At 45.2% G+C, this 22,938-nt stretch carries 19 protein-coding genes; 1 reads left to right on the top strand and 18 read right to left on the bottom strand.

Annotated elements, in window-relative coordinates:
• Nucleotide 1: 1 nt before the first annotated feature.
• The 11 genes from NQ095_RS09350 to NQ095_RS09300 all read right to left on the bottom strand — a co-directional run bounded on the left by NQ095_RS09350 (nt 2) and on the right by NQ095_RS09300 (nt 12,331).
• Complete coding sequence (locus tag NQ095_RS09350; RefSeq protein ID WP_258263220.1) at nt 2-751, bottom strand: Stp1/IreP family PP2C-type Ser/Thr phosphatase; 750 nt, start codon at nt 749-751, stop codon at nt 2-4.
• 133 nt (nt 752-884) lie between these two features.
• Entirely contained in the window at nt 885-2,219 is a 1,335-nt protein-coding gene (gene rsmB / locus NQ095_RS09345; protein WP_258263219.1) for a 16S rRNA (cytosine(967)-C(5))-methyltransferase RsmB, read from the bottom strand.
• Nucleotides 2,206-3,162, bottom strand: a complete 957-nt coding sequence (gene fmt / locus NQ095_RS09340; protein WP_258263218.1) for a methionyl-tRNA formyltransferase — start codon at nt 3,160-3,162, stop codon at nt 2,206-2,208. Before fmt ends, rsmB begins: the two co-directional genes overlap by 14 nt.
• The gene (gene def / locus NQ095_RS09335) at nt 3,162-3,644 is read right to left on the bottom strand and encodes a peptide deformylase (protein ID WP_258263217.1); all 483 of its coding nucleotides are present in this window, start codon (nt 3,642-3,644) and stop codon (nt 3,162-3,164) included. The genes fmt and def overlap by 1 nt, the downstream gene beginning before the upstream one ends.
• 31 nt (nt 3,645-3,675) lie before the next feature.
• Nucleotides 3,676-6,099, bottom strand: coding sequence for a primosomal protein N' (gene priA / locus NQ095_RS09330; RefSeq protein ID WP_258263216.1), 2,424 nt, complete (start codon nt 6,097-6,099; stop codon nt 3,676-3,678).
• On the bottom strand, nt 6,086-7,315 hold the full coding sequence (gene coaBC / locus NQ095_RS09325) for a bifunctional phosphopantothenoylcysteine decarboxylase/phosphopantothenate--cysteine ligase CoaBC (RefSeq protein ID WP_258263379.1): 1,230 nt from the start codon (nt 7,313-7,315) through the stop codon (nt 6,086-6,088). Before coaBC ends, priA begins: the two co-directional genes overlap by 14 nt.
• 134 nt (nt 7,316-7,449) lie before the next feature.
• The gene (gene rpoZ, locus NQ095_RS09320) at nt 7,450-7,671 is read right to left on the bottom strand and encodes a DNA-directed RNA polymerase subunit omega (protein WP_258263215.1); all 222 of its coding nucleotides are present in this window, start codon (nt 7,669-7,671) and stop codon (nt 7,450-7,452) included.
• Nucleotides 7,672-8,286: a guanylate kinase gene (gene gmk / locus NQ095_RS09315; RefSeq protein ID WP_258263214.1), complete on the bottom strand. Its 615-nt coding sequence runs from the start codon at nt 8,284-8,286 to the stop codon at nt 7,672-7,674.
• Nucleotides 8,287-8,559 carry an extracellular matrix/biofilm regulator RemA gene (gene remA / locus NQ095_RS09310; RefSeq protein ID WP_034755776.1) on the bottom strand — a complete coding sequence of 91 codons (273 nt, stop codon included), beginning with the start codon at nt 8,557-8,559 and terminating at the stop codon, nt 8,287-8,289. It lies immediately after the preceding gene.
• Between the two features lie 56 nt (nt 8,560-8,615).
• Nucleotides 8,616-9,491, bottom strand: coding sequence for a YicC/YloC family endoribonuclease (locus NQ095_RS09305; RefSeq protein WP_258263378.1), 876 nt, complete (start codon nt 9,489-9,491; stop codon nt 8,616-8,618).
• Nucleotides 9,492-9,649: 158 nt separating this feature from the next.
• Nucleotides 9,650-12,331 carry a cation-translocating P-type ATPase gene (locus NQ095_RS09300; protein WP_258263213.1) on the bottom strand — a complete coding sequence of 894 codons (2,682 nt, stop codon included), beginning with the start codon at nt 12,329-12,331 and terminating at the stop codon, nt 9,650-9,652.
• 200 nt (nt 12,332-12,531) lie between these two features.
• Between NQ095_RS09300 and NQ095_RS09295 the strand changes: the two genes are divergently transcribed.
• A complete protein-coding gene (locus NQ095_RS09295) occupies nt 12,532-14,235 on the top strand; it encodes an Rqc2 family fibronectin-binding protein (RefSeq protein WP_258263212.1) in 1,704 nt (567 codons plus the stop codon).
• A 104-nt stretch (nt 14,236-14,339) separates the two neighbouring features.
• Here the strand turns inward: NQ095_RS09295 and pyrE are convergent, their stop codons facing one another.
• From pyrE to NQ095_RS09260, 7 genes are read right to left on the bottom strand one after another with little or no spacing between them, the layout of a single operon-like run.
• The gene (gene pyrE / locus NQ095_RS09290; protein WP_258263211.1) at nt 14,340-14,963 is read right to left on the bottom strand and encodes an orotate phosphoribosyltransferase; all 624 of its coding nucleotides are present in this window, start codon (nt 14,961-14,963) and stop codon (nt 14,340-14,342) included.
• Nucleotides 14,960-15,670 carry an orotidine-5'-phosphate decarboxylase gene (gene pyrF / locus NQ095_RS09285; RefSeq protein ID WP_258263210.1) on the bottom strand — a complete coding sequence of 237 codons (711 nt, stop codon included), beginning with the start codon at nt 15,668-15,670 and terminating at the stop codon, nt 14,960-14,962. The genes pyrE and pyrF overlap by 4 nt, the downstream gene beginning before the upstream one ends.
• Nucleotides 15,642-16,583, bottom strand: coding sequence for a dihydroorotate dehydrogenase (locus tag NQ095_RS09280; protein ID WP_258263209.1), 942 nt, complete (start codon nt 16,581-16,583; stop codon nt 15,642-15,644). Before NQ095_RS09280 ends, pyrF begins: the two co-directional genes overlap by 29 nt.
• Nucleotides 16,580-17,353 carry a dihydroorotate dehydrogenase electron transfer subunit gene (locus NQ095_RS09275; protein WP_258263208.1) on the bottom strand — a complete coding sequence of 258 codons (774 nt, stop codon included), beginning with the start codon at nt 17,351-17,353 and terminating at the stop codon, nt 16,580-16,582. Before NQ095_RS09275 ends, NQ095_RS09280 begins: the two co-directional genes overlap by 4 nt.
• Nucleotides 17,350-20,562, bottom strand: a complete 3,213-nt coding sequence (carB, locus tag NQ095_RS09270; RefSeq protein ID WP_258263207.1) for a carbamoyl-phosphate synthase large subunit — start codon at nt 20,560-20,562, stop codon at nt 17,350-17,352. The genes NQ095_RS09275 and carB overlap by 4 nt, the downstream gene beginning before the upstream one ends.
• On the bottom strand, nt 20,555-21,646 hold the full coding sequence (locus NQ095_RS09265) for a carbamoyl phosphate synthase small subunit (RefSeq protein WP_258263206.1): 1,092 nt from the start codon (nt 21,644-21,646) through the stop codon (nt 20,555-20,557). Before NQ095_RS09265 ends, carB begins: the two co-directional genes overlap by 8 nt.
• Nucleotides 21,643-22,929 (bottom strand): dihydroorotase, encoded by a 1,287-nt coding sequence (locus tag NQ095_RS09260; RefSeq protein WP_258263205.1) that lies wholly within the window; start codon nt 22,927-22,929, stop codon nt 21,643-21,645. The genes NQ095_RS09265 and NQ095_RS09260 overlap by 4 nt, the downstream gene beginning before the upstream one ends.
• Nucleotides 22,930-22,938 lie beyond the last annotated feature (9 nt).

Raw genomic sequence — 22,938 nt, 5'->3', positions numbered from 1 at the left:
ATCACCCGCTTTCCGTTTCAGCGGCAAACTCGACAATTACTACGGTTATATTATCTTCACCGCCATATTCATTCGCTAAATGAACGAGCGACTCCCCTTTATTTTCCAGGGAGTGGTCCTTGGCCAATACCTCTTTCATTTCTTTCTCAGAGACTTTATTCGAAAGACCATCAGAACATAGAAGAATGACATCTTCTTCTTCGAACATGATCGTTTTAATATCCATCGTAATCGAAGCTTCCGTACCGATCGCTCTTAAGATTACATTTTTTCTCGGATGATGCTCTGCATCTTCCTTTGAAATTTCACCGCTCCTGACCAATTCATTCACAAGCGTATGATCTTCGGTCAGTTGATGAAATCCGTTTTCATTCAGGATATACCCTCTGCTGTCACCGATATTGACAATGGTTGCGAACAAAGAAGTACAAATGGCTCCGACGAGAGTCGTACCCATCCCTTCGCATTCGGAATTGGATTGAGAATAAGTATATACTTCTTTGTTTACTTCGTTAATAGTTGATTTTAACCAATTTTCTGCTTCATCAGCGGTGTGAAATTTCTCGGTTTTCTCCCATAAGTCCTTTAAGATGGAAATGGTAAGCTCACTGGCAACGTCCCCTGCTCTGTGGCCGCCCATCCCATCTGCTACAACTGCTAAATGATCTCCATGCTGATTCACGAATACACCGGCACTATCTTCATTCAGCTGCCGCACTTTCCCTTTGTCCGTAAAATAAACCGTCTTCACTTAGGTCACCTCTTCTCTTCTTCTGCACCTATTTCAAGTAGTTCCTTCTGCACATACAAAAAGGTCTGTTGTACTTTTACGACTCTTACAGCGGATTTTCCTGCTTTACTTTCAACAATTGATGAATATCGACTTAATCCTTTTTCAGAAAGCACGAAATATAGAAACCGTCGCCTCCGAAATCCTGAGGAAAGATTTGCATTTGGTTCCCGTCAATGAAAGGTCTCACCGCTTCCGGAAGCTGATCGAGTGCATGAAACTCAAACTCGGGGTGATCATTCAGAAATGCCGAAACGGTTCCTTCATTTTCATTACGATCCACCGTACATGTGCTATATACCAATAATCCACCTTTTTTCAGCAATGGCGCCACGGATGAGAGGATATCGAGCTGGATTTTTTGAAGGGATAAAAGATCACTTTCTTTTTTTGCATATTTAATATCCGGTTTTCTTCTAAGTACGCCTAAACCCGAACACGGTGCATCGACCAATATGCGATCGAAACTTCCCTTTTCAAATTGCTCTCCCGCTTTCCTGCTGTCGAGGACTGCAGTGTGTACATTGGAAAGACCTAGTCGGGAAGCATTTTCATCAATTAATTTGACTTTATGCTTATGGAGATCCAATGCATAAACTTCTCCGGTTCCGGAGAGTTTCTCTGCGATATGGGTCGTTTTCCCTCCAGGTGCTGCACACGCGTCCAATACTTTCAAGCCGTTTTCCAGCTTTAATGCGTAAGAAACAAGCATCGAGCTTTCATCCTGTATCGTACATAATCCATTTCGGTATGCATCTGTCTTGGCAAGGTTTCCCCGTAGCGATTGAACCGCCTCCGGGACGATCGGACTTTCTTTCACTTCATTACCGCTTTCCGCTAATGTTTGCATAAGCTCTTCACGGCTGATCCTGGTTGTATTCACTCGGGCCGTTTGATTTGGAGCGATCAAATTTGTTTCGCACATTTCTTTCGTTTTCTCTAAACCAAATTGTTCTTCCCATCTTTTTACAAGCCAGTATGGATGACTCGTTTCGATGGCGACCCTTTCCACCGGGTCCTTGATGGAATCAAGAGTCGGCAGGCCATTTCTCTGTACGGATCGCAATACCCCATTGACCAATCCTGAAATTCCTTTATGTCCTCTTTTTTTGGCGATTTCGACCGCTTCATAGAATACGGCCCGATCCGGTATCCGGTCCAAGTAGACTAGCTGATAAAGGGATAATCGTAACAATTGACGAACCCAATCGTCCAGCTTCCCTTTAATAAAAGGGGCCAGATAGAAATCCAGCGTCATTTTTCGTTGAATGGTCCCATATGTCAATTCCGTCAATAAACCGATATCCTTACTCGGAAGTTCATTTTTTTCAATCACGGAATGAAGCAGTAAATTGCTGTATGATTGATTTTTTTCCACTGCCTCGATGACATCGAGTGCTGCTTCCCGTACGGTTTTATTTCGTTTCATTTTCTTCTCCTAACATCATGCCTGCTTTTAAATGAGTGCCTGCTCCGCGAAGGTAGTCCTTTGCACTCATCCTTTTCTTCCCTGAAGGCTGTAAATCGGTGATTTTGACCCCAGTTGAATTCCCGGTCGAAACAATGAAACCATCCTCTTCAATCCCGATGATTTTTCCAGGTGATGAAGGGGTCACGCTTACTTTCTCCCCCCACCATACTTTCATGACCAAGCCTTCTAATGTTGTATACGCAACCGGCCACGGATGCAGTCCCCTGATATGGTTATAGATTTCTTCCCCGTCTTTCGTCCAGTCTATCTTCTCTTGTTCACGCTTGATATTCCGGGCAAAGGTCGCTTCTGAATCATCCTGTTTAACCGGGGAGATTTCCCCTGCAAGTAATGGAGGGATGGTGTCAATCAGTAATTTGGCACCTGCCACGCTCAGTTTGTCGTGAAGCGTACCGACATGATCATGCTCTTCAATCTCCACTTCCACTTGGCTGATGATGTCACCCGCATCCAGCTTTTCCACCATATACATAATGGTGATGCCCGTTTTCCCTTTTCCCTGGAGAATGGAGTAATGGATTGGAGCGCCTCCTCGAAGTTCCGGAAGCAGGGAAGCATGGACATTGATACATCCATATTTAGGAGCCTCAAGCAAAGCGTTCGGAAGAATCTGTCCGAATGCTGCCGTCACGATAAGATCCGGTTTTAACTCAAGCACTTGATTTAACTCTTCTTCATTCTTTATCTTTTCCGGCTGGTAGACCGGGATGCCGTGCTTTTCAGCGGCCACTTTAACGGGTGGTGGCGTGAGGATCCTTTTTCTTCCTACGGGGCGATCGGGTTGTGTCACCACCGCGATCACATCATATTTTTCATCTATCAGAGATTGGAGAACAGGAACCGAAAAATCGGGTGTTCCCATGAAAATCACTTTCGTCATTAAACTTCATACCCTTCTAATTCTTCTTCTGTAATATATTTTTCTACTTTTGTTGTAAATAAAATGCCATGCAGGTGATCGATTTCATGCTGGATGGCCCTGGCCAGAAAATCCTGGGCTTGAAAGTCAACCATTCTTCCTTTACGGTCTTGCGTACGGACCCTGATCGAATATGGGCGTGTCACTTCCCCGTAGAGACCCGGGAAGCTCAGGCATCCTTCCAGGTCGGTTTGAGACCCTTCTGACTCGATGATTTCCGGGTTAATCAGTTCGATCGTTCCTGAGTCATCGCCGATGTCGACGATCGCTACTTGAAGGTCGATGCCGACTTGAGGGGCTGCAAGCCCGACTCCGTCCGCTTCGATCATGGTATCATACATATTTGCGAGTAATTTCTTTAACTTTTTATCAAAATCCGTTACCTTCCCGCATTCTTTTTCGAGAATGGCATCCGGATGCATGACGATTGGAAGTATTGCCATAACTTTCCTCCATTTTTCTATATGAATAGTGTTACATCAACATATAAGGGTTCACATCAATGGAGATGGTTAACCCTTGTGATGCATATTGCTGCTGAAATTGATCCAGTACCGTTTTTAACGTACTGCCAAGATTTGGTTCACGCTTGTATTTTATCAAACATTGATAACGATATCTATTCTTGATCCTGGGAATGGGCGATGCAACCGGCCCAAGTATGATCGTTGTATCGGATAGCTTTGAACGAACGAAAGCCGTCATTTTCTCTGAAATATCAACAACCTTCATTAGATCTTCATGACTTAATGTAATCAGTGTGATGTAGTAAAAAGGAGGATAGGAACCCATTTTCCTCATCATCATTTCCTGCTGGTAGAAACGATTATAATCATGATTGGATGCTAATTCGATCGAGTAGTGCTCCGGTGTGTACGTTTGTATGACTACTTCCCCGGGGAGTGTATGCCTGCCAGCCCTTCCGCTTACTTGAGTCAATAATTGGAACGTCTTCTCTGCTGCCCTGAAATCCGGCAGATGGAGCATCGTATCGGCACTAAGGACGCCGACCAGGGTGATATTCGGAAAGTCCAGACCCTTTGCGATCATTTGCGTACCAAGAAGGATATCTGCCTTACCTTCCCCGAAAGCCGTTAACAGTTTTTCATGTGAGCCTTTCCGGGATGTGGTATCGACATCCATGCGAATGATCCTTGCATCGGGGAGGAGCTTCGTCAATTCCTCTTCTACCTTCTGTGTACCCGTCCCAAAATAACGGATATGCTCACTTGTACATTCAGGACATGAAGAAGGGACCCCCTCTTCATAACCACAATAATGGCATTTCATCCCGTTGGAAAATCTATGATAGGTCAAGGAGATGTCACAATTGGGACATTGCAGGACAAAGCCGCAATCTCTGCACATAATGAAGGATGAGTGGCCCCTGCGATTAAGAAAAAGGACGGTTTGCTCTCCCTTTTCAAGCCTGTCTTGAAGCTTTTCGAACAGGTTCGTTGAAAACATGGACCTGTTTCCCTTCCTGAGTTCCTCTCTCATATCCACGATATCGACGGATGGAAGCGGGCCATCATTCATCCGTTTATCAAGTGTCAATAGTCCGTACACACCTTTTGAAGCCCGGGCGAAGGATTCAAGTGAAGGGGTGGCACTGCCTAAGATCACTGGGCATTGATGGAATTCCCCTCGATAGATCGCAACGTCCCGTGCGTGATAACGAGGATTTTCCTCTTGCTTGTAGCTGTTTTCATGCTCTTCGTCGATGATGATGATCCCGATATTTTCAAAAGGGGCAAAAACGGCAGAGCGGGCTCCGACCACCACTTTCACTTCCTTGCGTTGGATTTTTCTCCATTCATCATATTTTTCCCCTACTGATAATCCGCTGTGAAGGACGGCGACGTCGTCACCAAATCTCCCTTTAAAGCGGTGTACCATCTGAGGGGTAAGGGAAATCTCCGGAACAAGCACAATCGCCTCTTTCCCCTCTTCCAGCACCCGTTGGATGGACTGCAGATAAATCTCTGTTTTCCCGCTGCCCGTTACACCGTAAAGAAGAAATGTGTGATGCTTCTCTTGATCAATGGTGCTCAAAATGGGACCAATCGCCTGATCCTGCTGGGAAGTCAATGAAAGGGGAAATGTCTTCTCAAATGTTCTATTTTCAAAAGGATCCCGGTACATTTCCACATTTTTCTCAACAAGGATCCCTTTATGGACTAGTGACTTAACGGTACTTGAAGTCGTGGCCATCACTTCCGTCAGGGTGGATGCCAGTATCCCATCACCACCAGGAGCAGCATCCATCATATATTCGATGATTTGTTTTTGTTTACTGGCCTGGGGTGGCAAACCTTCTTTCACTTCATCCACTTGATCGATTGGTACGTTCAGATAAAGCTTTCGTACGGTTTTCTTATTTCCTTTGGCTTTCACCCTGTAGATGACTTCAACAGAGCCTTTCTTTACCTCTTTATGTACGAGAGGGAGCATCCCGCTTTCTTCGATTGCATTCCAGGAAACTTCTCTTCCGTTCTGAAAAAAGCGTTGGAGGGAAAGATGAAGCTCATCGGGATTCCTGTTTTCTTCAAGTCGGAAGAATTTTTCATACTTCGCTTTCATGGCTGCGGGAAGCATGGCTTGGAAGGCTGAGATTTTAAAACAGAGGGTTTTCTCAGTCAACCAGTTGCCTAGTGTGAGTAATTCTTTGTTCAGGACGGGTACGAGATCCATCGGCTCCACAATCGATTTAAGTTTCGAGACTTCCCCTTTTTCCTTTAATTCAATGACAAAGCCTTGGATTTTCCTCGGACCAAAAGGCACGACGACCCTCATACCGGGAACGATGCTGCCTTTCCATTCATCCGGGATACTGTAGTCATACGTTCGGTCCGTCTGCATGGCAGGAACGTCGACAATGACGCTAGCTACGTTCATGTGAGGAACCCTTCTTTATGTGCCGCATGGCTTCTTTATAGATTTCTTTGGCTACCTCTACCTTTGATAATAAAGGAAGCTCGCGAGCGTCTCCCCCACTAGTGACAATCGATACTTTGTTTGTATCTGTTCCAAACCCGGATCCCGTTTCTTTTACGTTATTGGCCACGATCATATCTGCCTGTTTTTTTACAAGCTTCGCTTTAGCATACTCTTCTACGTTTGTCGTCTCGGCTGCAAATCCGATGAGGTATTGGTGTGTCTTTCTTTCACCAAGGCTCATTAATATATCCTTTGTACGCTCAAATTCAATCACTAGGTTTCCATCTTTTTTCTTTAACTTATCTTCAAATATTTCTTTAGGGCGGTAATCGGCAACTGCCGCACTCTTTACGACGATATCTGCAGATGGAAATACTTCATGCACCCTATGATACATTTCTTCAGCAGTCGTCACGGAGACAAATTCAACACCCGCTGGAATCGTTAATCCGGAAGGTCCTGAGATCAATACTACTTCCGCTCCAAGGGAAACGGCGGCTTCCGCAAGGGCATACCCCATCTTCCCGGTTGAGCGGTTGGAGAAGAAACGCACAGGGTCCACCATCTCCCTCGTGGGACCAGCTGTGATCACTACTTTTTTCCCCTCAAGCAGATTCCTTTCACTGTCACGCTCCCGGAAAAAACGATCCACAAGCTCCACTACCTTCTCCGGTTCTTCCAATCTTCCTTTACCAATATACCCACAAGCTAAATACCCTTCGCTTGGTTCGACAAATTGATAGCCAAACCCAAAGAGGGTTTCGATATTCCGTTTTACCGCTGGATGATCATACATATGTACATTCATGGCCGGGGCGATCCATACTTGTGACGTCGTTGCAAGAATCGTCGTGGAAATCATGTCATCTGCAATCCCGTTTGCAAGCTTCCCGATCATGTTTGCCGTTGCAGGTGCCACCAGTACGAGGTCAGCCCAATCCGCCAAGTCGATATGAGCAATTTTTGATGAATCTTTTTCATCAAAGGTGTCCCAATGCACATCTTGACGGGATAATGCCTGAAACGTAAGCGGAGCGACAAATTTCCTTGCCGACTCCGTCATGATCACCTTCACTTCAGCACCGCCTTGAACCAGTTTGCTTGTCAAGGCTGCCGCTTTATATACAGCTATTCCACCAGATACACATAATAGTATTCTTTTCCCCTGCATCATTCTACTTTCCCCCATTACTCTTTATCCTTCTTATATTATGAAGGATATTGATAGAAAAAGAAAATAGGGTTGTCCCGAAAGATGATGAAATCTTCCGAGTCAACCCCTGGAGTTATTCAATAAGATCCGCCAGTCTATTCATCAGAATAAACTGCTTTAGCATCTCTTTCTTTCATAGATAATTGACCGGCTTGAATTTCTTCAAGGGCCTTACCTACGAATTTATGGGAATCATATCGGTTCAGACGGTATTCCCCCGTGTCTTGCAGGTTTCTTGCGCGCTTTGCCGCAATACTGACTAACGAATATTTGGAATCAATCTTCTTCATTAATGAATCAATGGATGGGTTTAACATTTATTCAGCCTCCAGCATATTTAAGTATCGTTGTTGCACTCGTTCCCGTTTGCAATGTTCTGCCTGAACGATTGATTTAATCTTATCTACCGCATGTTCAATCTGATCATTTTCAACAATGTAATCGTATAAATTCATCATTTCGATTTCTTTTCTCGCGGTATTCATTCTGCCCCTGATCAAATCGTCTGTCTCAGTGCCTCTTGTAACGAGGCGGTTCTGAAGTTCAGAAAGACTAGGGGGTGCCAGGAAAATAAATAAACCTTCGGGAAATTTATCTCTGACCTGTTGTGCACCTCGTACTTCGATTTCAAGAAAGACATCTCTTCCTGCATCCAGGGTTTCCCTGACATAATCTACAGGGGTTCCATAATAGTTACCTACAAACTCTGCATACTCCAATAGTTTCCCCTGCTCGATCAACACTTCGAAATCCTCTCTTGATTTAAAGAAATAATCTACACCATCCACTTCTCCTTCACGGGGGTTCCGCGTAGTCATGGAGATGGAATATTCAAATTTTGTATCCTCCTGGGAAAAAATCGCTTTACGAACTGTCCCTTTCCCTACACCTGATGGTCCGGAAAGAACGATCAGCAATCCTTTTTCTTTCATTTATTTACCCTGCCCTTCTTCTACTAAATCCTCTTTATCTGTCAAACGATGAGCAACGGTTTCGGGTTGAACAGCTGAAAGAATAACGTGATCGCTATCCGTAATGATGACCGCTCTTGTTCTTCTTCCGTATGTAGCATCAACGAGTGTTCCCCTGTCTCTTGCATCTTGTATCAAACGTTTGATCGGGGCTGATTCCGGACTTACGATTGAAATGATCCGGTTGGCTGAAACAATATTTCCAAATCCTATATTGATGAGCTTGATCGACATAACGCTCCTCCTAATCAATAGTTTAGTTTCGCCTGAATGAAAGGAAACTAAACTTCTTATTCTACATTTTGCACTTGTTCCCTCAGCTTCTCAAGTGTTGATTTCAGTTCCACAACAATGGTGGCAATGAGGGAATCATTTGCTTTCGAACCAATCGTATTCACTTCCCTGTTCATTTCCTGGATCATGAAATCCAGTTTCCTGCCTACAGGTCCACAATCGATTAATGTGGAGTGAAAGTACTGAATATGACTATTAAGTCTTGTCAATTCTTCCGTTATGTCAGACTTATCGGCAAAGATGGCCACTTCCGTAAGCAATCGGCTTTCATCGAAAGATGTTTCATTGTATTCGGCAATCCTTTTTCTTAATCGTTCTCTATATTGATTGACCACTTCCGGAGAATGACTGGACAGTTCAATGATATTCTTCTCAAACTGACTAAGATGAATGAGAAAATCTTTCTTGAGAAGTTCCCCTTCTTTCTCCCGCATCTTTCTAAGGTCCAGCGCTGCTTCATCCACAGCTTTTAATACCAGATTCTCAAGCTCTTCATTTTCTTCTTCCATTTCTTCAATCATGATAAATTCTTCTCTGTTCAAGAGATGGGATAATTGCACTTCATCTTTCAAAGAAAAGGTTTCTTTCACTTTATTTACTAACTGATAATAATCTTGAATGAGCTTCCAGTCAATATGAAGATTTTTATGCACAAGGCCGTCCCCTGTGATGGTAATGAAAATATCAACTTTCCCTCTTTTAACAATTTGGGATACCTGTTTCTTGATTTTATCCTCTAGCTTCATTAATTGTCGCGGCATTCTTATGTAACATTCACTGAATCTGTGATTCACGGATTTCATTTCAACCGTTACAGTATGTTGTTCAGAGTCTGATTTGCTTCTTCCAAAGCCTGTCATACTGACAACCATTACGATCACATCCAATCCTTTGACGGTATTCGTATGTAAGATAACCGATTTCACTTTATATGTTGTAAAGGGAAGCACTCACTAATGAACAACATATCCTTTTATATAAAAAAGGTAATAGAGGATTTTCTCTATTACCTTTTGGATTATACCACATTTCACTGTTTTTTTCTTGCAAAAAATGACCCTGCCAGTAAAAAGGTTGGAACGGAGCTTAAACCAATGATCAAAAGCCAATCCTTAAATACAATCGGTACAGTATGGAAGATCGGTTGCAGAGAAGGGATATAGATGACCAAGAGCATCAATATGAGTGAAGATAATACGGCAAAAACGAGATACATGTTCCCGAATGGATTTCTTGAAAATACCGATACTTCACTTCGGCAGTCGAACACATGGATCAGTTGTGCCATGACCAGAGTTGCGAACGCTACTGTTTGGGCATACGCCAGGTGATCTGGATGAGTCTTATACGATAGCATGAACGCAAGGAGCGTCGCCCCGCCGATCAAGAATCCCCTGGATACCACTTTCCACCCGAGCCCCCTTGCAAACACACCTTCCTTTGGATGTCTCGGTTTCCTTCTCATGACATCATCTTCCGGCTTATCAAGGCCAAGTGCCATGGCAGGGAGACCATCAGTCACAAGGTTCACCCATAGGATCTGAATGGGTACCAATGGAAGCGGGAGCGCCAGAATCATGGCAAATAACATGACGAGAATTTCACCGACGTTCGAAGCTAACAGATATCGAATGAACTTGCGGATATTTTCATAGATGTTCCTCCCTTCCTGAATGGCTGACTTAATCGTAGCGAAGTTATCATCCAACAGGACTAACGATGAAGATTCCTTTGATACGTCCGTGCCGGTAATCCCCATGGCGACTCCAATATCCGAGGATTTTATGGCAGGGGCATCGTTGACCCCATCCCCTGTCATCGCCACGACATGTCCCCTGTTTTGCAGGGCTTTGACGATTTTCAGCTTATGCTCTGGCGATACACGTGCAAACACCGATACTTCATCCACTATTTCTTCCAGTTCATGCACTTCCATTAGGTTTAGTTCTTTTCCATCCATGACGCGGTCTTTATTTTTCAAAATGCCCAGCTGTTTGGCTATGGCTTTCGCCGTCAGGACATGGTCCCCGGTGATCATGACCGTCTTGATCCCGGCAGCACGACACTCTTTTACCGCCTGCTTTACCTCAGGTCTCGGGGGATCGATCATTCCTTGTAAACCGATGAAGGTCACCCCTTCTTCGACGTCTTGTTCCACCAGCGTTTCAACAGCCCGATCCTTGATCGGTTTATACCCAATCGCAATGTTTCGTAAAGCGTTTGATGACATCTCACTGATAGCACCTTCTACTTTTTCGGAGATCTCAGGTGATTTTGGTTGAAGTCTTCCCTCCCACAGGATTGATTCGCTTTTCCCGACCAATACGTCAGGAGCACCTTTCGTTACGGAGAAGTGCTTTCCATTCTGGTCGACCACGATGATACTCATCATCTTCCTTGTGGAATCAAAAGGGAACTCTTTGACAATCGTGAATTTCTTCTGCAACGATTCCCTGGAAAGCCCGGCCTTTAATCCTGCTACAAGAAGTGCCCCTTCAGTGGGATCACCATCGACGATAAATGTTTTTTCACGTGTTACAAGTTCTGCATGATTGCAGAGCATTCCGAAAGTCAGCAGTTGTTGCAGTGCATTCTCACTGTGAGGCGTCACCCTTTTTTCCCCGGTATAAAATTGTCCATCAGGTTCATACCCTGTGCCTGTGACGGTCCACGTCCTTCCACCACTCCACAGATGTGTGACCGTCATCTTGTTCTGGGTCAAGGTTCCGGTTTTATCAGAACAAATCACTGATGCACAGCCTAATGTTTCCACCGCCGGCAGCTTTCGGACGATGGCTTTCTTCTTGATCATCCTCTGAACACCAAGGGAAAGGGCAACCGTCACAATGGCAGGTAACCCTTCAGGTATGGCTGCTACGGCCAATGAAACCCCGGCTAAGAACATCGTATACATATCATGGCCCTGGATCACGCCGATTCCTACTACCAATCCCGTCAGTACAAGAGCAACCGTAATGAGGATCTTCCCTAACTCTTCCAGTCTTCTTTGAAGAGGGGTCGTCATGGTTTCTGCGTTTTGGATCATATCGGCGATTTGCCCCATTGCTGTTTTCATACCAATCGATGTCACAACACCAATTCCATTCCCCCTCGTGACCATCGTCCCCATAAATGCCATGTTTTCCAAGTCTCCGAGACTCATATTTTCTCCATTTACAGGGTTTGTGGATTTGGTGACGGGTAAAGACTCCCCGGTCAGGGCGGATTCCTCTATTTCCAGGTTATTCGCTTCAATGAGACGTACATCCGCTCCGATCCGGTCTCCACTTGCAAAACGGATGACATCTCCAATAATGACATCCTTAGAAACGATCTTCACCCACTTACCGTCCCTTAAAACCGAAACCTGGGGTGCAGAAAGTTCCTTTAATGCCTGAAGCGACCTCTCGGCTTTTCGCTCCTGAAAAAAACCTAAAAAGCCGTTAATGAACACAATGGCAATAATCGCGATGGCATCGATGTATTCACCAAGTAAACCTGAAATAAGCGTGGCTGCCAATAACACGAGAACCATAAAGTCCTTGAACTGACTAAAAAACAATAATAAAGCTGACTGCTTCTCAGCTTCTTCTAATTGATTGTACCCAAATTGTTTCCGTCTGATTGCTACCTCTTCTGTTGAAAGTCCTTCTTGATAATTGGTATTTAATGACTGCTCTATGTCCTCTTGTCTCATCTCATGAAATTTCATGCAACCATGTCACTCTCCTCCTACGATACGAAAAGTTGTCCTTCTCATAGCATTCTTATTCAGACTTGTCCTAAAAAATGATATGATTTAAGTATGTTTTGCATTTTCCCTTTCAGGGGGATAAAATCGGTTACATTTGATACACTTAGTCGGATAGAATCAAACTATACTGAAATCGCATGAAGCAGAGGATGTTATATATGTCATTTGATGGATTATTCACTAGAAACATGACGAAAGAATTGAATGAAAACCTATTACACGGACGCATTAATAAAATACATCAACCTTATAAAAATGAAATCATCATGGTCATCCGTGCGAATGGAAAGAACCATAAAGTGCTCTTATCCGCTCACCCAAGTTACTCACGTGTGCAATTAACCGCTGAGAATTATGACAATCCACCGGTTCCCCCGATGTTTTGTATGTTGCTGCGAAAACATCTGGAAGGGTCGATCATCGAAGGGATCAAGCAGATCGAACTGGATCGGATGATTGTATTCGAAGTGAAAGGCAGGAACGAAATCGGGGATATTTCGTATAAACAACTGATCATTGAAATAATGGGCCGGCACAGCAATATCATTCTGATCGATAAAGAACGGAATATGATTCTTGACAGCATCAAGCATATTTCTCCAAGCATGAATACGCATCGTACTGTATTGCCTGGACATACCTACGTGTTGCCGCCTCAACAGGATAAAATTGATCCACTTGAAGCAGGTACTTTAGATGTGTTACGTGCCCTTGACTTCAATTCAGGCAAGCTTGATAAACAGATCGTCCAATCTTTCGCCGGTATCTCACCGCTTTATGCGAAGGAAGTCGTACACCGCGCCGGCATCGGAAGCGGGGCAGCCATTGCAGAGTCATTCGTATCTTTGATTGAACATGCAAAGAACTATGACATAACGCCGACCCTTATCACAGCAGATAAGGAAACGTTCTACTGGATGGACCTTCTACATCTTCAGGGTGAAAAACAAACATTCCCTTCCTTAAGTGAACTGCTTGACCGGTTCTTTTACCAGAAGGCTGCACGTGATCGCGTCAAGCAACAAGGAAATGACCTGGAGCGATTCATTCGAAATGAAAGGGATAAAAATGTCAACAAAATTACGAAACTTGAGCAGACGCTTGAAGATGCACAACAGGCTGACCGCTATCAACTGCTCGGTGAACTCCTTACTTCGAATCTATATGCCGTAGAGCGTGGTATGACGGAAGTCAGCGTTGTCAATTATTATGACGAAAACGGAGAAAGTATTACGATTCCATTAAACCCTCAAAAGTCGCCTTCCGATAACGCTCAGAATTATTTCTCACGTTATCAAAAAGCGAAGAATGCGATCAAGATCGTCCATGAGCAAATAGAAAAAGCGGAGGAAGAGATCGTGTATCTCGAACAATTGCTACAGCAATTAGAATCTGCTTCGACGAAAGATGTGGAGGAAATCAGGGAGGAACTTGAAGAAGAAGGTTACCTGAGGGTCCGCAAGCAGGCAAAAAAGAAAAAGGCCAATACGAAGCCTGTACTCGAACACTACACGTCAACTGACGGGACCCAAATCCTGGTCGGTAAAAACAATAAGCAAAACGACTACTTGACCAACCGTGTCGCAGGTAGAGACGAAATCTGGCTTCATACGAAGGATATTCCCGGTTCTCACGTTGTCATCAAGAGTCATAAGCCTTCTGATGAGACGATCAAGGAAGCGGCCAATATTGCCGCCTACTTCAGTAAGGCCCGCGAATCAAGCTCCGTGCCCGTTGATTTCACCGAAGTCAAACAGGTTAAGAAACCTAAAGGTGCCAAACCCGGATTTGTCATTTATGAAGGACAGCAAACCGTTTACGTGACACCGGATCTGGATTTGGTCCGATCGTTAAAAGACTGATATAGGACAAGATGCACTTTCATTCAGTAAAGAGTTGACTGGATGGAAGTGTTTTATTTTGAACAATGACAAAAAGCAACTCATAAAACGAGTTGCTTTCCCCCTTACATCCCCCATGTTTCAGGGTCTTGTCTCCAAAGCTTTAATTGTTCCAACTCACCTTCACGGATGATCTCATTTTGGACCGCTACCTCCAGTAAGCTTGAATAATCGGATAGGGAATAGGACGTAATGTTTTGTTCTTCAAGCTTCTTCTTCCCTTTATCCAATTCATATGTGAAGATCGCGACCACTCCTAAAACGTCACATCCCGCTTCTCTTAAGGCTTCAACCGCTGTTATGCAGCTACCTCCCGTGGAGATGAGATCTTCGACGACGACAACCTTTTGTCCTGGTGCCGCTATCCCTTCAATCTGCTTTCCTTTTCCATGGGCTTTAGGCTTTGACCTGACATAACACATGGGGAGATCTAATTTCTCACTCACCCAGGCGGCGTGGGGAATTCCCGCTGTTGCTGTTCCGGCGATTACTTCCGCCTCCGGAAAATGCTTTTGAATTAACTCGGACAGTCCTGTAGATATACTGTTCCGAACTGAAGGATACGATAGTGTCAGTCGATTATCACAATAAATCGGTGACTTTATCCCGGATGACCAAGTAAATGGCTCCGTCGGGTTTAAAAATACGGCTTCTATGTCCAGTAATTTTTTTGCGATTTCATGTTTCATTCTTTGCCCTCCCATTCATGTACGATCCGTTCATATGCAAGGACCGGATTCACAGCACCTGTAATACTTCTTCCAACGACTATGTAGGAAGAACCCATTTCTTTTGCCATTTGTGGTGTAGTGACTCTTTTTTGATCTGCTAAATGATCTTCTGCTAACCTGATCCCGGGAGTGACCCGTAAAAAATCATTCCCGCAATGTTCTTTAATCAGACGGGCTTCGTGGGGAGAGCATACCACTCCATCAAGTCCGGCATGCTTCGCAAGAGTGGCATAATGCAGGACAGACTCATTAATGGTGGTAGGGATAAGCTGTTCCTTTCGCATCTGTTCCTCCGTTGTCGAGGTCAGTTGTGTGACGGCAATCAAATTTGGCCGTTTATGATTGGCAGGAGTTCCCGCATGGAGACCCTCCAGCGCCTTTTCCATCATCATGCTGCCACCTGCCGCATGGACGTTGATCAGCTCCAGGTTGAATCCTGCAAGTCCTTTCATGGCTCCGTACACTGTATTAGGGATATCGTGAAGCTTCAAATCCAGGAAAATCCGATGATTCTTATTTAATATTTTCTCAATGATTTCCGGACCATTTTGAAGGTATAACTCCATACCGACTTTCACGTTCAGACTTTCTGAAAATTGATCCAGGAAGGTAGATGTCATCTCCCATGTCGGGAAATCAAGAGCTATGAACGGTGCTCGATTCATGTTTCCCCCAGCTCCTTCCGGTTAATTGAGATATATGCTCGACACCGAGCTCTTCAAGTAGAGACGGTAACTCGTGTATGATTCGTTGACATATAAATGGATCAACGAAATTCGCCGTCCCGACTGCGATGGCACTGGCTCCGGCATAGAAGTACTCAATCACATCTTCAGCTGATTGTATACCACCCATCCCGATAATCGGCAGGTCCACCTGTTGACTCACTTCATAGATCATCCGGATGGCAACCGGTTTGATGGCAGGGCCGGATAATCCCCCGGTCTTGTTCGCAAGAACCGGCATACCCGTCTTCATATCCAATCTCATCCCGAGAAGTGTATTGATCATTGTCAGTCCGTCTGCCCCTCCCGCTTCAACCGCCTTGGCCATGTCGACGATATTGGAGACATTCGGTGATAATTTCACATACAGGGGAACCTGTGAGACTTGTTTAACCTTCTCAGTTAATTCCTTAGCCACTTCAGGGATGGTCCCAAAAGCGATTCCACCCGTTTTTACATTTGGACATGAGATATTGAGTTCCAGTGCGGATACGTTCTTAGCAGAAGAGATGACTCTTGCCACTTCCACATAATCTTCCACTTGTGAACCTGCCACGTTTGCAATGATCGGTACATCAAATTGTGAAAGCCATGGAAGCTCGTTTTCCATCACACCGGTGAGTCCGGGATTTTGCAACCCGATTGCGTTCAGCATACCGCCGTTTGTTTCAGCAACCCTTGGAGTCGGATTTCCAAAGCGTGCCTCTTCAGTCGTCGCTTTGATCATGATCGCCCCAAGCTCGTTCAAATCATAGAACTGACTATATTCACGACCGAAGCCAAAGCAGCCTGATGCCGGCATGACCGGGTTCTTTAAAGACAATCCTGGCAATTCGATTTGTAATGATTTCATAAAAGCACCACCCCTACTGGAAATACCGGTCCGTCACTGCAAACCTTAACGTAGCTGGACCCTTCCGGATCATCCTGCTTATGACAAACGCAGGCGAAACAAGCCCCTATTCCGCACCCCATCCTCTCCTCCAAAGAGATGAACCCGCGTCTGCCCTCCAATTGTATTTCCAGAGCTTTCAGCATGGGTGTCGGACCGCAGGAATAAAACACATCAAAGTCAGGCTTCTCTTCAGAGATAACATCTGTAACAAATCCCTCACTTCCAAGGGAGCCGTCGACAGTGGCAACATATGTGAGCCCCAGTTTCCTGAACTTATGTTCATAAAAGCTGACAGCTTCATTTTGAAAACCAAGAATGTGCTTCACTTCCCAACCGTTTTCCACAAGCTTCCTGGAAAGACCGTAGAGGGGAGGAACGCCAATTCCTCCACCTACTAACAGTGCGGTCTTACTTTCTCCTTCCACGGAGAAACCATTACCTAAAGGTCCCAATACGTCGACTCTTTCACTACTACCCACAAGGGAAAGGAGTCGTGTCCCTTTTCCTTCAGCCCGGTAGATCAGGGTCATGGTTTGATGTTCAGGGTCGTGGGAGGCGATGGAAATCGGTCTTCTGAGCAAAGGGTCGATTCCCGTCCCTATCTTCACATGAACAAACTGACCCGGGGCCTTTATTTCCTCCACTAAATCCCCTTGAAGAACCAGTTCAAAAATGTTTTCAGCTATCCGTTCATGAGAAAGAACAACCATCTTTTCGTTAACGATCATTGGTAAACCGCCTCTTTCACTTTCGGGAGTGAGTCCAGTGCCTCTGCTGAGAAAGTCATGGATTCAATCACTCTCAGGATGGCTTCTGCAGTGTCAAGTGACGTGAGGCAGGGAATGCCGTTTTCGACCGATTCTCTTCGAATTCTGAATCCATCACGGGCGGGCTGCTTTCCTTTTGTCAGTGTATTGATGACAAGTTGTGTCTCACCACTTTGGATGATATCCAATAATGTAGGGCCGCTGGATCCGATCTTATCCACTTCTCGAACAGTGATGCCGGCCTTGGCCAGATGGTCTGCCGTCCCCTTCGTTGCAAGGATTTGATAGCCGATATCGATAAAGCGTTGTGCCAGTTGTACTGCTTCACCCTTGTCTTTATCTGCCACGGTCATGAGCACGGAGCCATATTCCTTCATTTGCATTCCTGCAGCGACCATCCCCTTGTAAAGTGCCTTTTCCAAGGTATGATCTTTCCCCATTACTTCCCCAGTAGATTTCATTTCAGGTCCCAATGTGATGTCCACCCGTCTAAGTTTGGCAAAGGAGAAGACTGGAACTTTGACGTACACACCTTCTTTTTCAGGAATCAGCCCTGATTCATACCCTTGATCCTTCAGGGATATACCGAGGATGGACTTGGTTGCAATATTGGCCATTGGTACATTTGTGATTTTACTGATGAATGGCACTGTCCGGCTGGAACGCGGGTTCACTTCCAGGACGAAGACTTCGCCTTTTGAGATGACATACTGGATGTTCAGTAATCCGATAATGTTCAACCCTTTTGCCAGTCTTGTCGTATAATCGATGATGGTTTGTTTCTGTTCCTTCGTGAGCTGCTGCGGAGGATACACCGCGATGGAATCCCCTGAATGAACTCCCGCACGCTCGATATGCTCCATGATTCCCGGTATGACCACGTCAGATCCATCTGAGATGGCATCCACCTCGATTTCCTTGCCGATCAGATAACGGTCGATTAAAACCGGATGCTGGGGATTGACCTTTACAGCATTTTTCATATATTGAAGGAGCTCTTCTTCCCTGTAAACAATCTCCATTGCCCGTCCTCCGAGGACATACGAAGGTCTTACCAAAACCGGGTAGCCGATGCTTTTCGCTATTTCAAGTGCCCCTTCTACCGAAACCGCTGTTTTCCCATCCGGTTGAGGGATGCCGAGTTGGTTCAGAGTATGTTCGAATTTATCGCGGTTTTCTGCACGATCGAGATCTTCAAGTGAAGTACCCAGAATCGTCACGCCTCTTCTCACCAGCTCATCTGCCAGATTGATGGCCGTTTGACCCCCGAATTGAACGACGACTCCTTTTGGCTTTTCAAGATCGATGATGTGCATAACATCTTCCACCGTCAGTGGCTCAAAATATAATTTATCCGAAATACTGAAGTCGGTGGAGACCGTTTCCGGATTGTTATTTACGATGATGGCTTCATAACCCGCTTCCTTAATGGCCCAAACAGAGTGAACGGTCGCATAATCAAACTCCACTCCCTGTCCGATCCTGATCGGTCCCGAACCGAGGACGATGACACTCTCACGTTCTGTGACCCTTGATTCATTCTCATCTTCATAAGTCCCGTAGAAGTAGGGAGTTTCTGATTCAAACTCAGCTGCACAGGTATCTACCATTTTATATACTGGAATAAGGTCATTTTCTTTTCTCCAGGTATACACATCTGCTTCCGTGCTTTCCCATAACCTTGCCATGGTGATATCTGAGAATCCCATACGCTTCGCTTTTTGTGCAAGCTCAAAGTTGAAAGGGTTCATTGCTAATTCTTTTTCAAACTCTATGATTCTATTCATTTTATATAAGAAGAAGAGGTCGATTTTGCTCCATTCATGAATGGTCTCGATCGTCACTCCCCTTCTCAGCGCTTCGCCGATATAGAAGAGGCGTTCATCCCCTGCTTTCCTGATCCTTTTCTCAATCCACTCGTCTGTAAATTGATCCGCGTCACTCAATTCCATGTGATACGTATTGCTTTCAAGGGAGCGTATCGCTTTCAATAGTGATTCTTCGAAGGTACGTCCGATCGCCATCACTTCTCCGGTTGCTTTCATTTGGGTACCGAGGTTCCGTTTGGCAGCTTCGAATTTATCAAATGGCCATCTTGGGATCTTTGTCACAACATAATCCAGTGCAGGTTCGAATGATGCATACGTTTTACCCGTCACCGGATTCATCATTTCATCCAATGTAAGACCGACGGCGATCTTCGCTGCAAGCTTTGCAATCGGGTAGCCTGTCGCCTTGGATGCCAGTGCAGATGAACGGCTCACCCTGGGATTTACTTCAATGATGTAATACTGGAAGCTGTCTGGATCGAGTGCCAGCTGAACATTACAGCCCCCCTCGATTCCCAACTCCCGGATGATATTCAAACTTGTATTCCGGAGCATTTGATATTCGCGGTCACTTAATGTTTGACTTGGGGCCACCACGATGGAGTCTCCCGTGTGGATTCCCACTGGATCGATGTTCTCCATATTACACACAACGATGGCGTTATCGGCTGCGTCCCGCATAACCTCATATTCTATCTCTTTGAAGCCTGCAATACTTTTTTCCAGAAGGCATTGTGTTACCGGGCTGTATTTCAGTCCTGAGCTTACAATCTCGACCAGTTCGTCTTCGTTGTGACAGATCCCCCCTCCGGTTCCACCTAAAGTGTAGGCTGGACGGACAATGACCGGATACCCGATTTCATTCACAAATTGATAGGCTTCATCCAGAGAATGTATGATTTCACTGTCCGGAACCGGTTCTCCCATTTCATTCATCAAGTTCCTGAACAAATCACGGTCTTCCGCTTTCTCGATTGCGGAAAGCTTCGTCCCGAGGATCTCTACTCCGCATTCTTCCAAGACTCCCGACTGGGCAAGTTCAACAGCCATGTTCAATCCTGTCTGGCCTCCTAATGTAGGCAGGAGTGCATCAGGACGTTCTTTACGGATGATCCTGCTGACAAATTCCAGGGTCAAAGGTTCGATATACACTTTATCTGCCATTTCAGCATCTGTCATGATCGTGGCAGGGTTTGAATTTACGAGGATGACCCTGTAGCCTTCCTCTTTCAATGCGATGCAGGCTTGTGTGCCGGCGTAGTCGAATTCCGCCGCCTGTCCAATGATGATAGGTCCGCTTCCGATAACCAAGATGCTTTTAATGTCTGTACGTTTAGGCATGTTGAAGCTCCTTTCTTTTCTCTTCTTTCATCAGTTGTAAGAAATCATCGAATAAGTAGTTCGAATCCTCAGGTCCCGGAGATGCTTCAGGATGATACTGAACCGTAAAGGCAGGAAAGTCCAAATGTTTCAATCCTTCCACTGTTCCATCATTTATCGCCAAATGGGTCACCTGTAATCTTGATCCGGCTAAAGACTTTTCATCGACTGCATAGCCATGGTTCTGTGAAGTCAGAGCGACTTTTCCAGATTTTAAATCTTTGACCGGATGGTTGCCCCCACGGTGGCCAAATTTCATTTTGAAAGAGTCCCCTCCACATGCCAGGGCAAATAATTGATGCCCAAGGCAAATGCCGAAGAGTGGGATTTCACCAAGCAACTCCTTGATCGTTTCAACCGCTGCCGGTACATCTTTCGGATCTCCCGGTCCATTCGATAACATGATCCCGTCAGGCTGCAGGCGTCTGATTTCTTCCGCAGAAGTATCATAAGGAACCACGATCACATCACAATCACGCTTGTTCAATTCCCTTAGAATTCCGTGCTTCATCCCGAAATCCATCAACACGACACGATACCCTCTTCCAGGGCTTGCGTAAGCAGTCTTCGTGGATACCTGCATGACTTGATCTGTTCGCAGATCTGTACCATGCAGCTTTTCAAGCATTGCCCCTGAATCTATTTCAGCGGAACAAATGATGCCTTTCATGGCTCCATGCTTCCTGATGATCCTGGTTAACTTTCTAGTATCGATACCTGAGATTCCAGGAATTCCTTTTATTTTTAATAATTCATCCAACGTTGATTCATTTCTCCAGTTAGAAGGGAAGTCCGCCGCTTCTCTCACAATGAACGCTTTGATGGCCGGGGTGATCGACTCAAAGTCGTCCCGGTTGATGCCGTAGTTCCCTACAAGGGGATACGTCAAAGTGACAAGCTGGCCGCAGTAGGATGGATCTGAAAGTATTTCCTGGTAGCCTGTCATGCTTGTATTGAATACCACTTCACCGATCGTTTCTTCATTCGCTCCGAATCCTTCTCCCACGAAAACCGTTCCATCGTCTAAAATGAGTTGTCTTTTCATTGTTCGTTTCCTCCTTCATTCCATACAAGAGATCCCTGATAAAAAGTTGCCTTCGGCCATCCTTTGCATTCCCATCCTTTGAATGGTGTGTTCTTCCCTTTGGACCTAAATCCAGCAGGGTCAATTCCTCTTTGTTCTTGCAAATCAATGAGCGTAAAGTCCGCTTCTCCTCCTACTTCAAGTAGTCCAAACGGAAGATTGAATGCTGAACTTGGTTTGATGGTCATCCAGTCAATAAGCTGCTTCAGTGTAAAGATCCTTTTTTCCACAAAGTTTGTATAGAGTAGCGGAAATGCCGTTTCCAACCCGACGATTCCGAACGGAGCAAGCTGCATCCCTTCCGACTTTTCGGCTTCTGTATGCGGGGCATGGTCGGTGGCGATGAAATCAATCGTTCCGTCCAAGAGCCCCTCTATAAGAGCCTGCCGATCCTCATTACTCCTAAGAGGCGGATTCATTTTGAAGTTGGAATCAAGACCCGGAATATCGTCTTCACTGAGCAGAAGATGATGGGGCGTCACTTCAGCCGTCACGTTGATACCGGCTTTCTTCGCATCCCTGACCACCCTGACAGACTCTTTTGTCGATATATGGCAGACGTGGTAATGTACTCCCGCTGCTTCTGCCAGAAGCACATCCCTGGATATATGTACAGCTTCACAGATGGAAGGAATGCCTGGCAGGTTATGCTCTTTGGAGAATGTCCCATCATGAACCGCTCCTCCATAAATCAAGGTATTTTCTTCACAGTGGGCGACAATGGAGGCATTGATCCCGGCTGCCATCTTCATGGCTTGATACATCATATCCGCTGATTGTACCCCTACTCCATCGTCTGTGAATGCAAATGCCCCGTTTTCTTTTAATGATGGTAAATCATTAAGCTTATTCCCGATTTGCCTTTCCGTGATGGCGGCATATGGTAACACGCGAACACTTGCTGTGTCAGAGATTTTCTGATTAAGGGACTGTAGATTTCCCACTGAGTCGGGTACAGGTCTCGTATTGGGCATGGCCGCGATGGTGGTGAAACCGCCTTTTGCTGCTGATTTCGTTCCCGTTTCGATGGTTTCCTTATGTTCGCCGCCCGGTTCTCTTAGATGGACATGCAGATCGACAAAGCCTGGTGAAATCACTAACCCTTCTGCTTGAAACTCCTCGTGATCTTTCCCTTTCAGCTCTGAACCGATCTCTATGATCTTCTTATCTTCCACCTTTACATCCACAGTCTCAAGATCACCATTCTTTGTTACAAGTCGTGCATTCCGGATTAACCAATTCATTTCAAATTC

The sequence above is a fragment of the Rossellomorea sp. SC111 genome (assembly GCF_024733565.1).
Classification (GTDB): domain Bacteria; phylum Bacillota; class Bacilli; order Bacillales; family Bacillaceae_B; genus Rossellomorea.
Note: the sequence above shows the minus strand (reverse complement) of the source record. Positions and strands in the feature narration are given on the sequence as shown.

Excerpts from the sequence above, each read along its gene's own strand:
- rsmB (WP_258263219.1), bottom strand. The coding sequence starts at position 2,219 with ATGAAACGAAATAAAACCGTACGGGAAGCAGCACTCGATGTCATCGAG.
- fmt (WP_258263218.1), bottom strand. The coding sequence starts at position 3,162 with ATGACGAAAGTGATTTTCATGGGAACACCCGATTTTTCGGTTCCTGTT.
- def (WP_258263217.1), bottom strand. The coding sequence starts at position 3,644 with ATGGCAATACTTCCAATCGTCATGCATCCGGATGCCATTCTCGAAAAA.
- priA (WP_258263216.1), bottom strand. The coding sequence starts at position 6,099 with ATGAACGTAGCTAGCGTCATTGTCGACGTTCCTGCCATGCAGACGGAC.
- coaBC (WP_258263379.1), bottom strand. The coding sequence starts at position 7,315 with ATGATGCAGGGGAAAAGAATACTATTATGTGTATCTGGTGGAATAGCT.
- rpoZ (WP_258263215.1), bottom strand. The coding sequence starts at position 7,671 with ATGTTAAACCCATCCATTGATTCATTAATGAAGAAGATTGATTCCAAA.
- gmk (WP_258263214.1), bottom strand. The coding sequence starts at position 8,286 with ATGAAAGAAAAAGGATTGCTGATCGTTCTTTCCGGACCATCAGGTGTA.
- remA (WP_034755776.1), bottom strand. The coding sequence starts at position 8,559 with ATGTCGATCAAGCTCATCAATATAGGATTTGGAAATATTGTTTCAGCC.
- NQ095_RS09305 (WP_258263378.1), bottom strand. The coding sequence starts at position 9,491 with ATGGTTGTCAGTATGACAGGCTTTGGAAGAAGCAAATCAGACTCTGAA.
- NQ095_RS09300 (WP_258263213.1), bottom strand. The coding sequence starts at position 12,331 with ATGAAATTTCATGAGATGAGACAAGAGGACATAGAGCAGTCATTAAAT.
- NQ095_RS09295 (WP_258263212.1), top strand. The coding sequence starts at position 12,532 with ATGTCATTTGATGGATTATTCACTAGAAACATGACGAAAGAATTGAAT.
- pyrE (WP_258263211.1), bottom strand. The coding sequence starts at position 14,963 with ATGAAACATGAAATCGCAAAAAAATTACTGGACATAGAAGCCGTATTT.
- pyrF (WP_258263210.1), bottom strand. The coding sequence starts at position 15,670 with ATGAATCGAGCACCGTTCATAGCTCTTGATTTCCCGACATGGGAGATG.
- NQ095_RS09280 (WP_258263209.1), bottom strand. The coding sequence starts at position 16,583 with ATGAAATCATTACAAATCGAATTGCCAGGATTGTCTTTAAAGAACCCG.
- NQ095_RS09275 (WP_258263208.1), bottom strand. The coding sequence starts at position 17,353 with ATGATCGTTAACGAAAAGATGGTTGTTCTTTCTCATGAACGGATAGCT.
- carB (WP_258263207.1), bottom strand. The coding sequence starts at position 20,562 with ATGCCTAAACGTACAGACATTAAAAGCATCTTGGTTATCGGAAGCGGA.
- NQ095_RS09265 (WP_258263206.1), bottom strand. The coding sequence starts at position 21,646 with ATGAAAAGACAACTCATTTTAGACGATGGAACGGTTTTCGTGGGAGAA.
- NQ095_RS09260 (WP_258263205.1), bottom strand. The coding sequence starts at position 22,929 with ATGAATTGGTTAATCCGGAATGCACGACTTGTAACAAAGAATGGTGAT.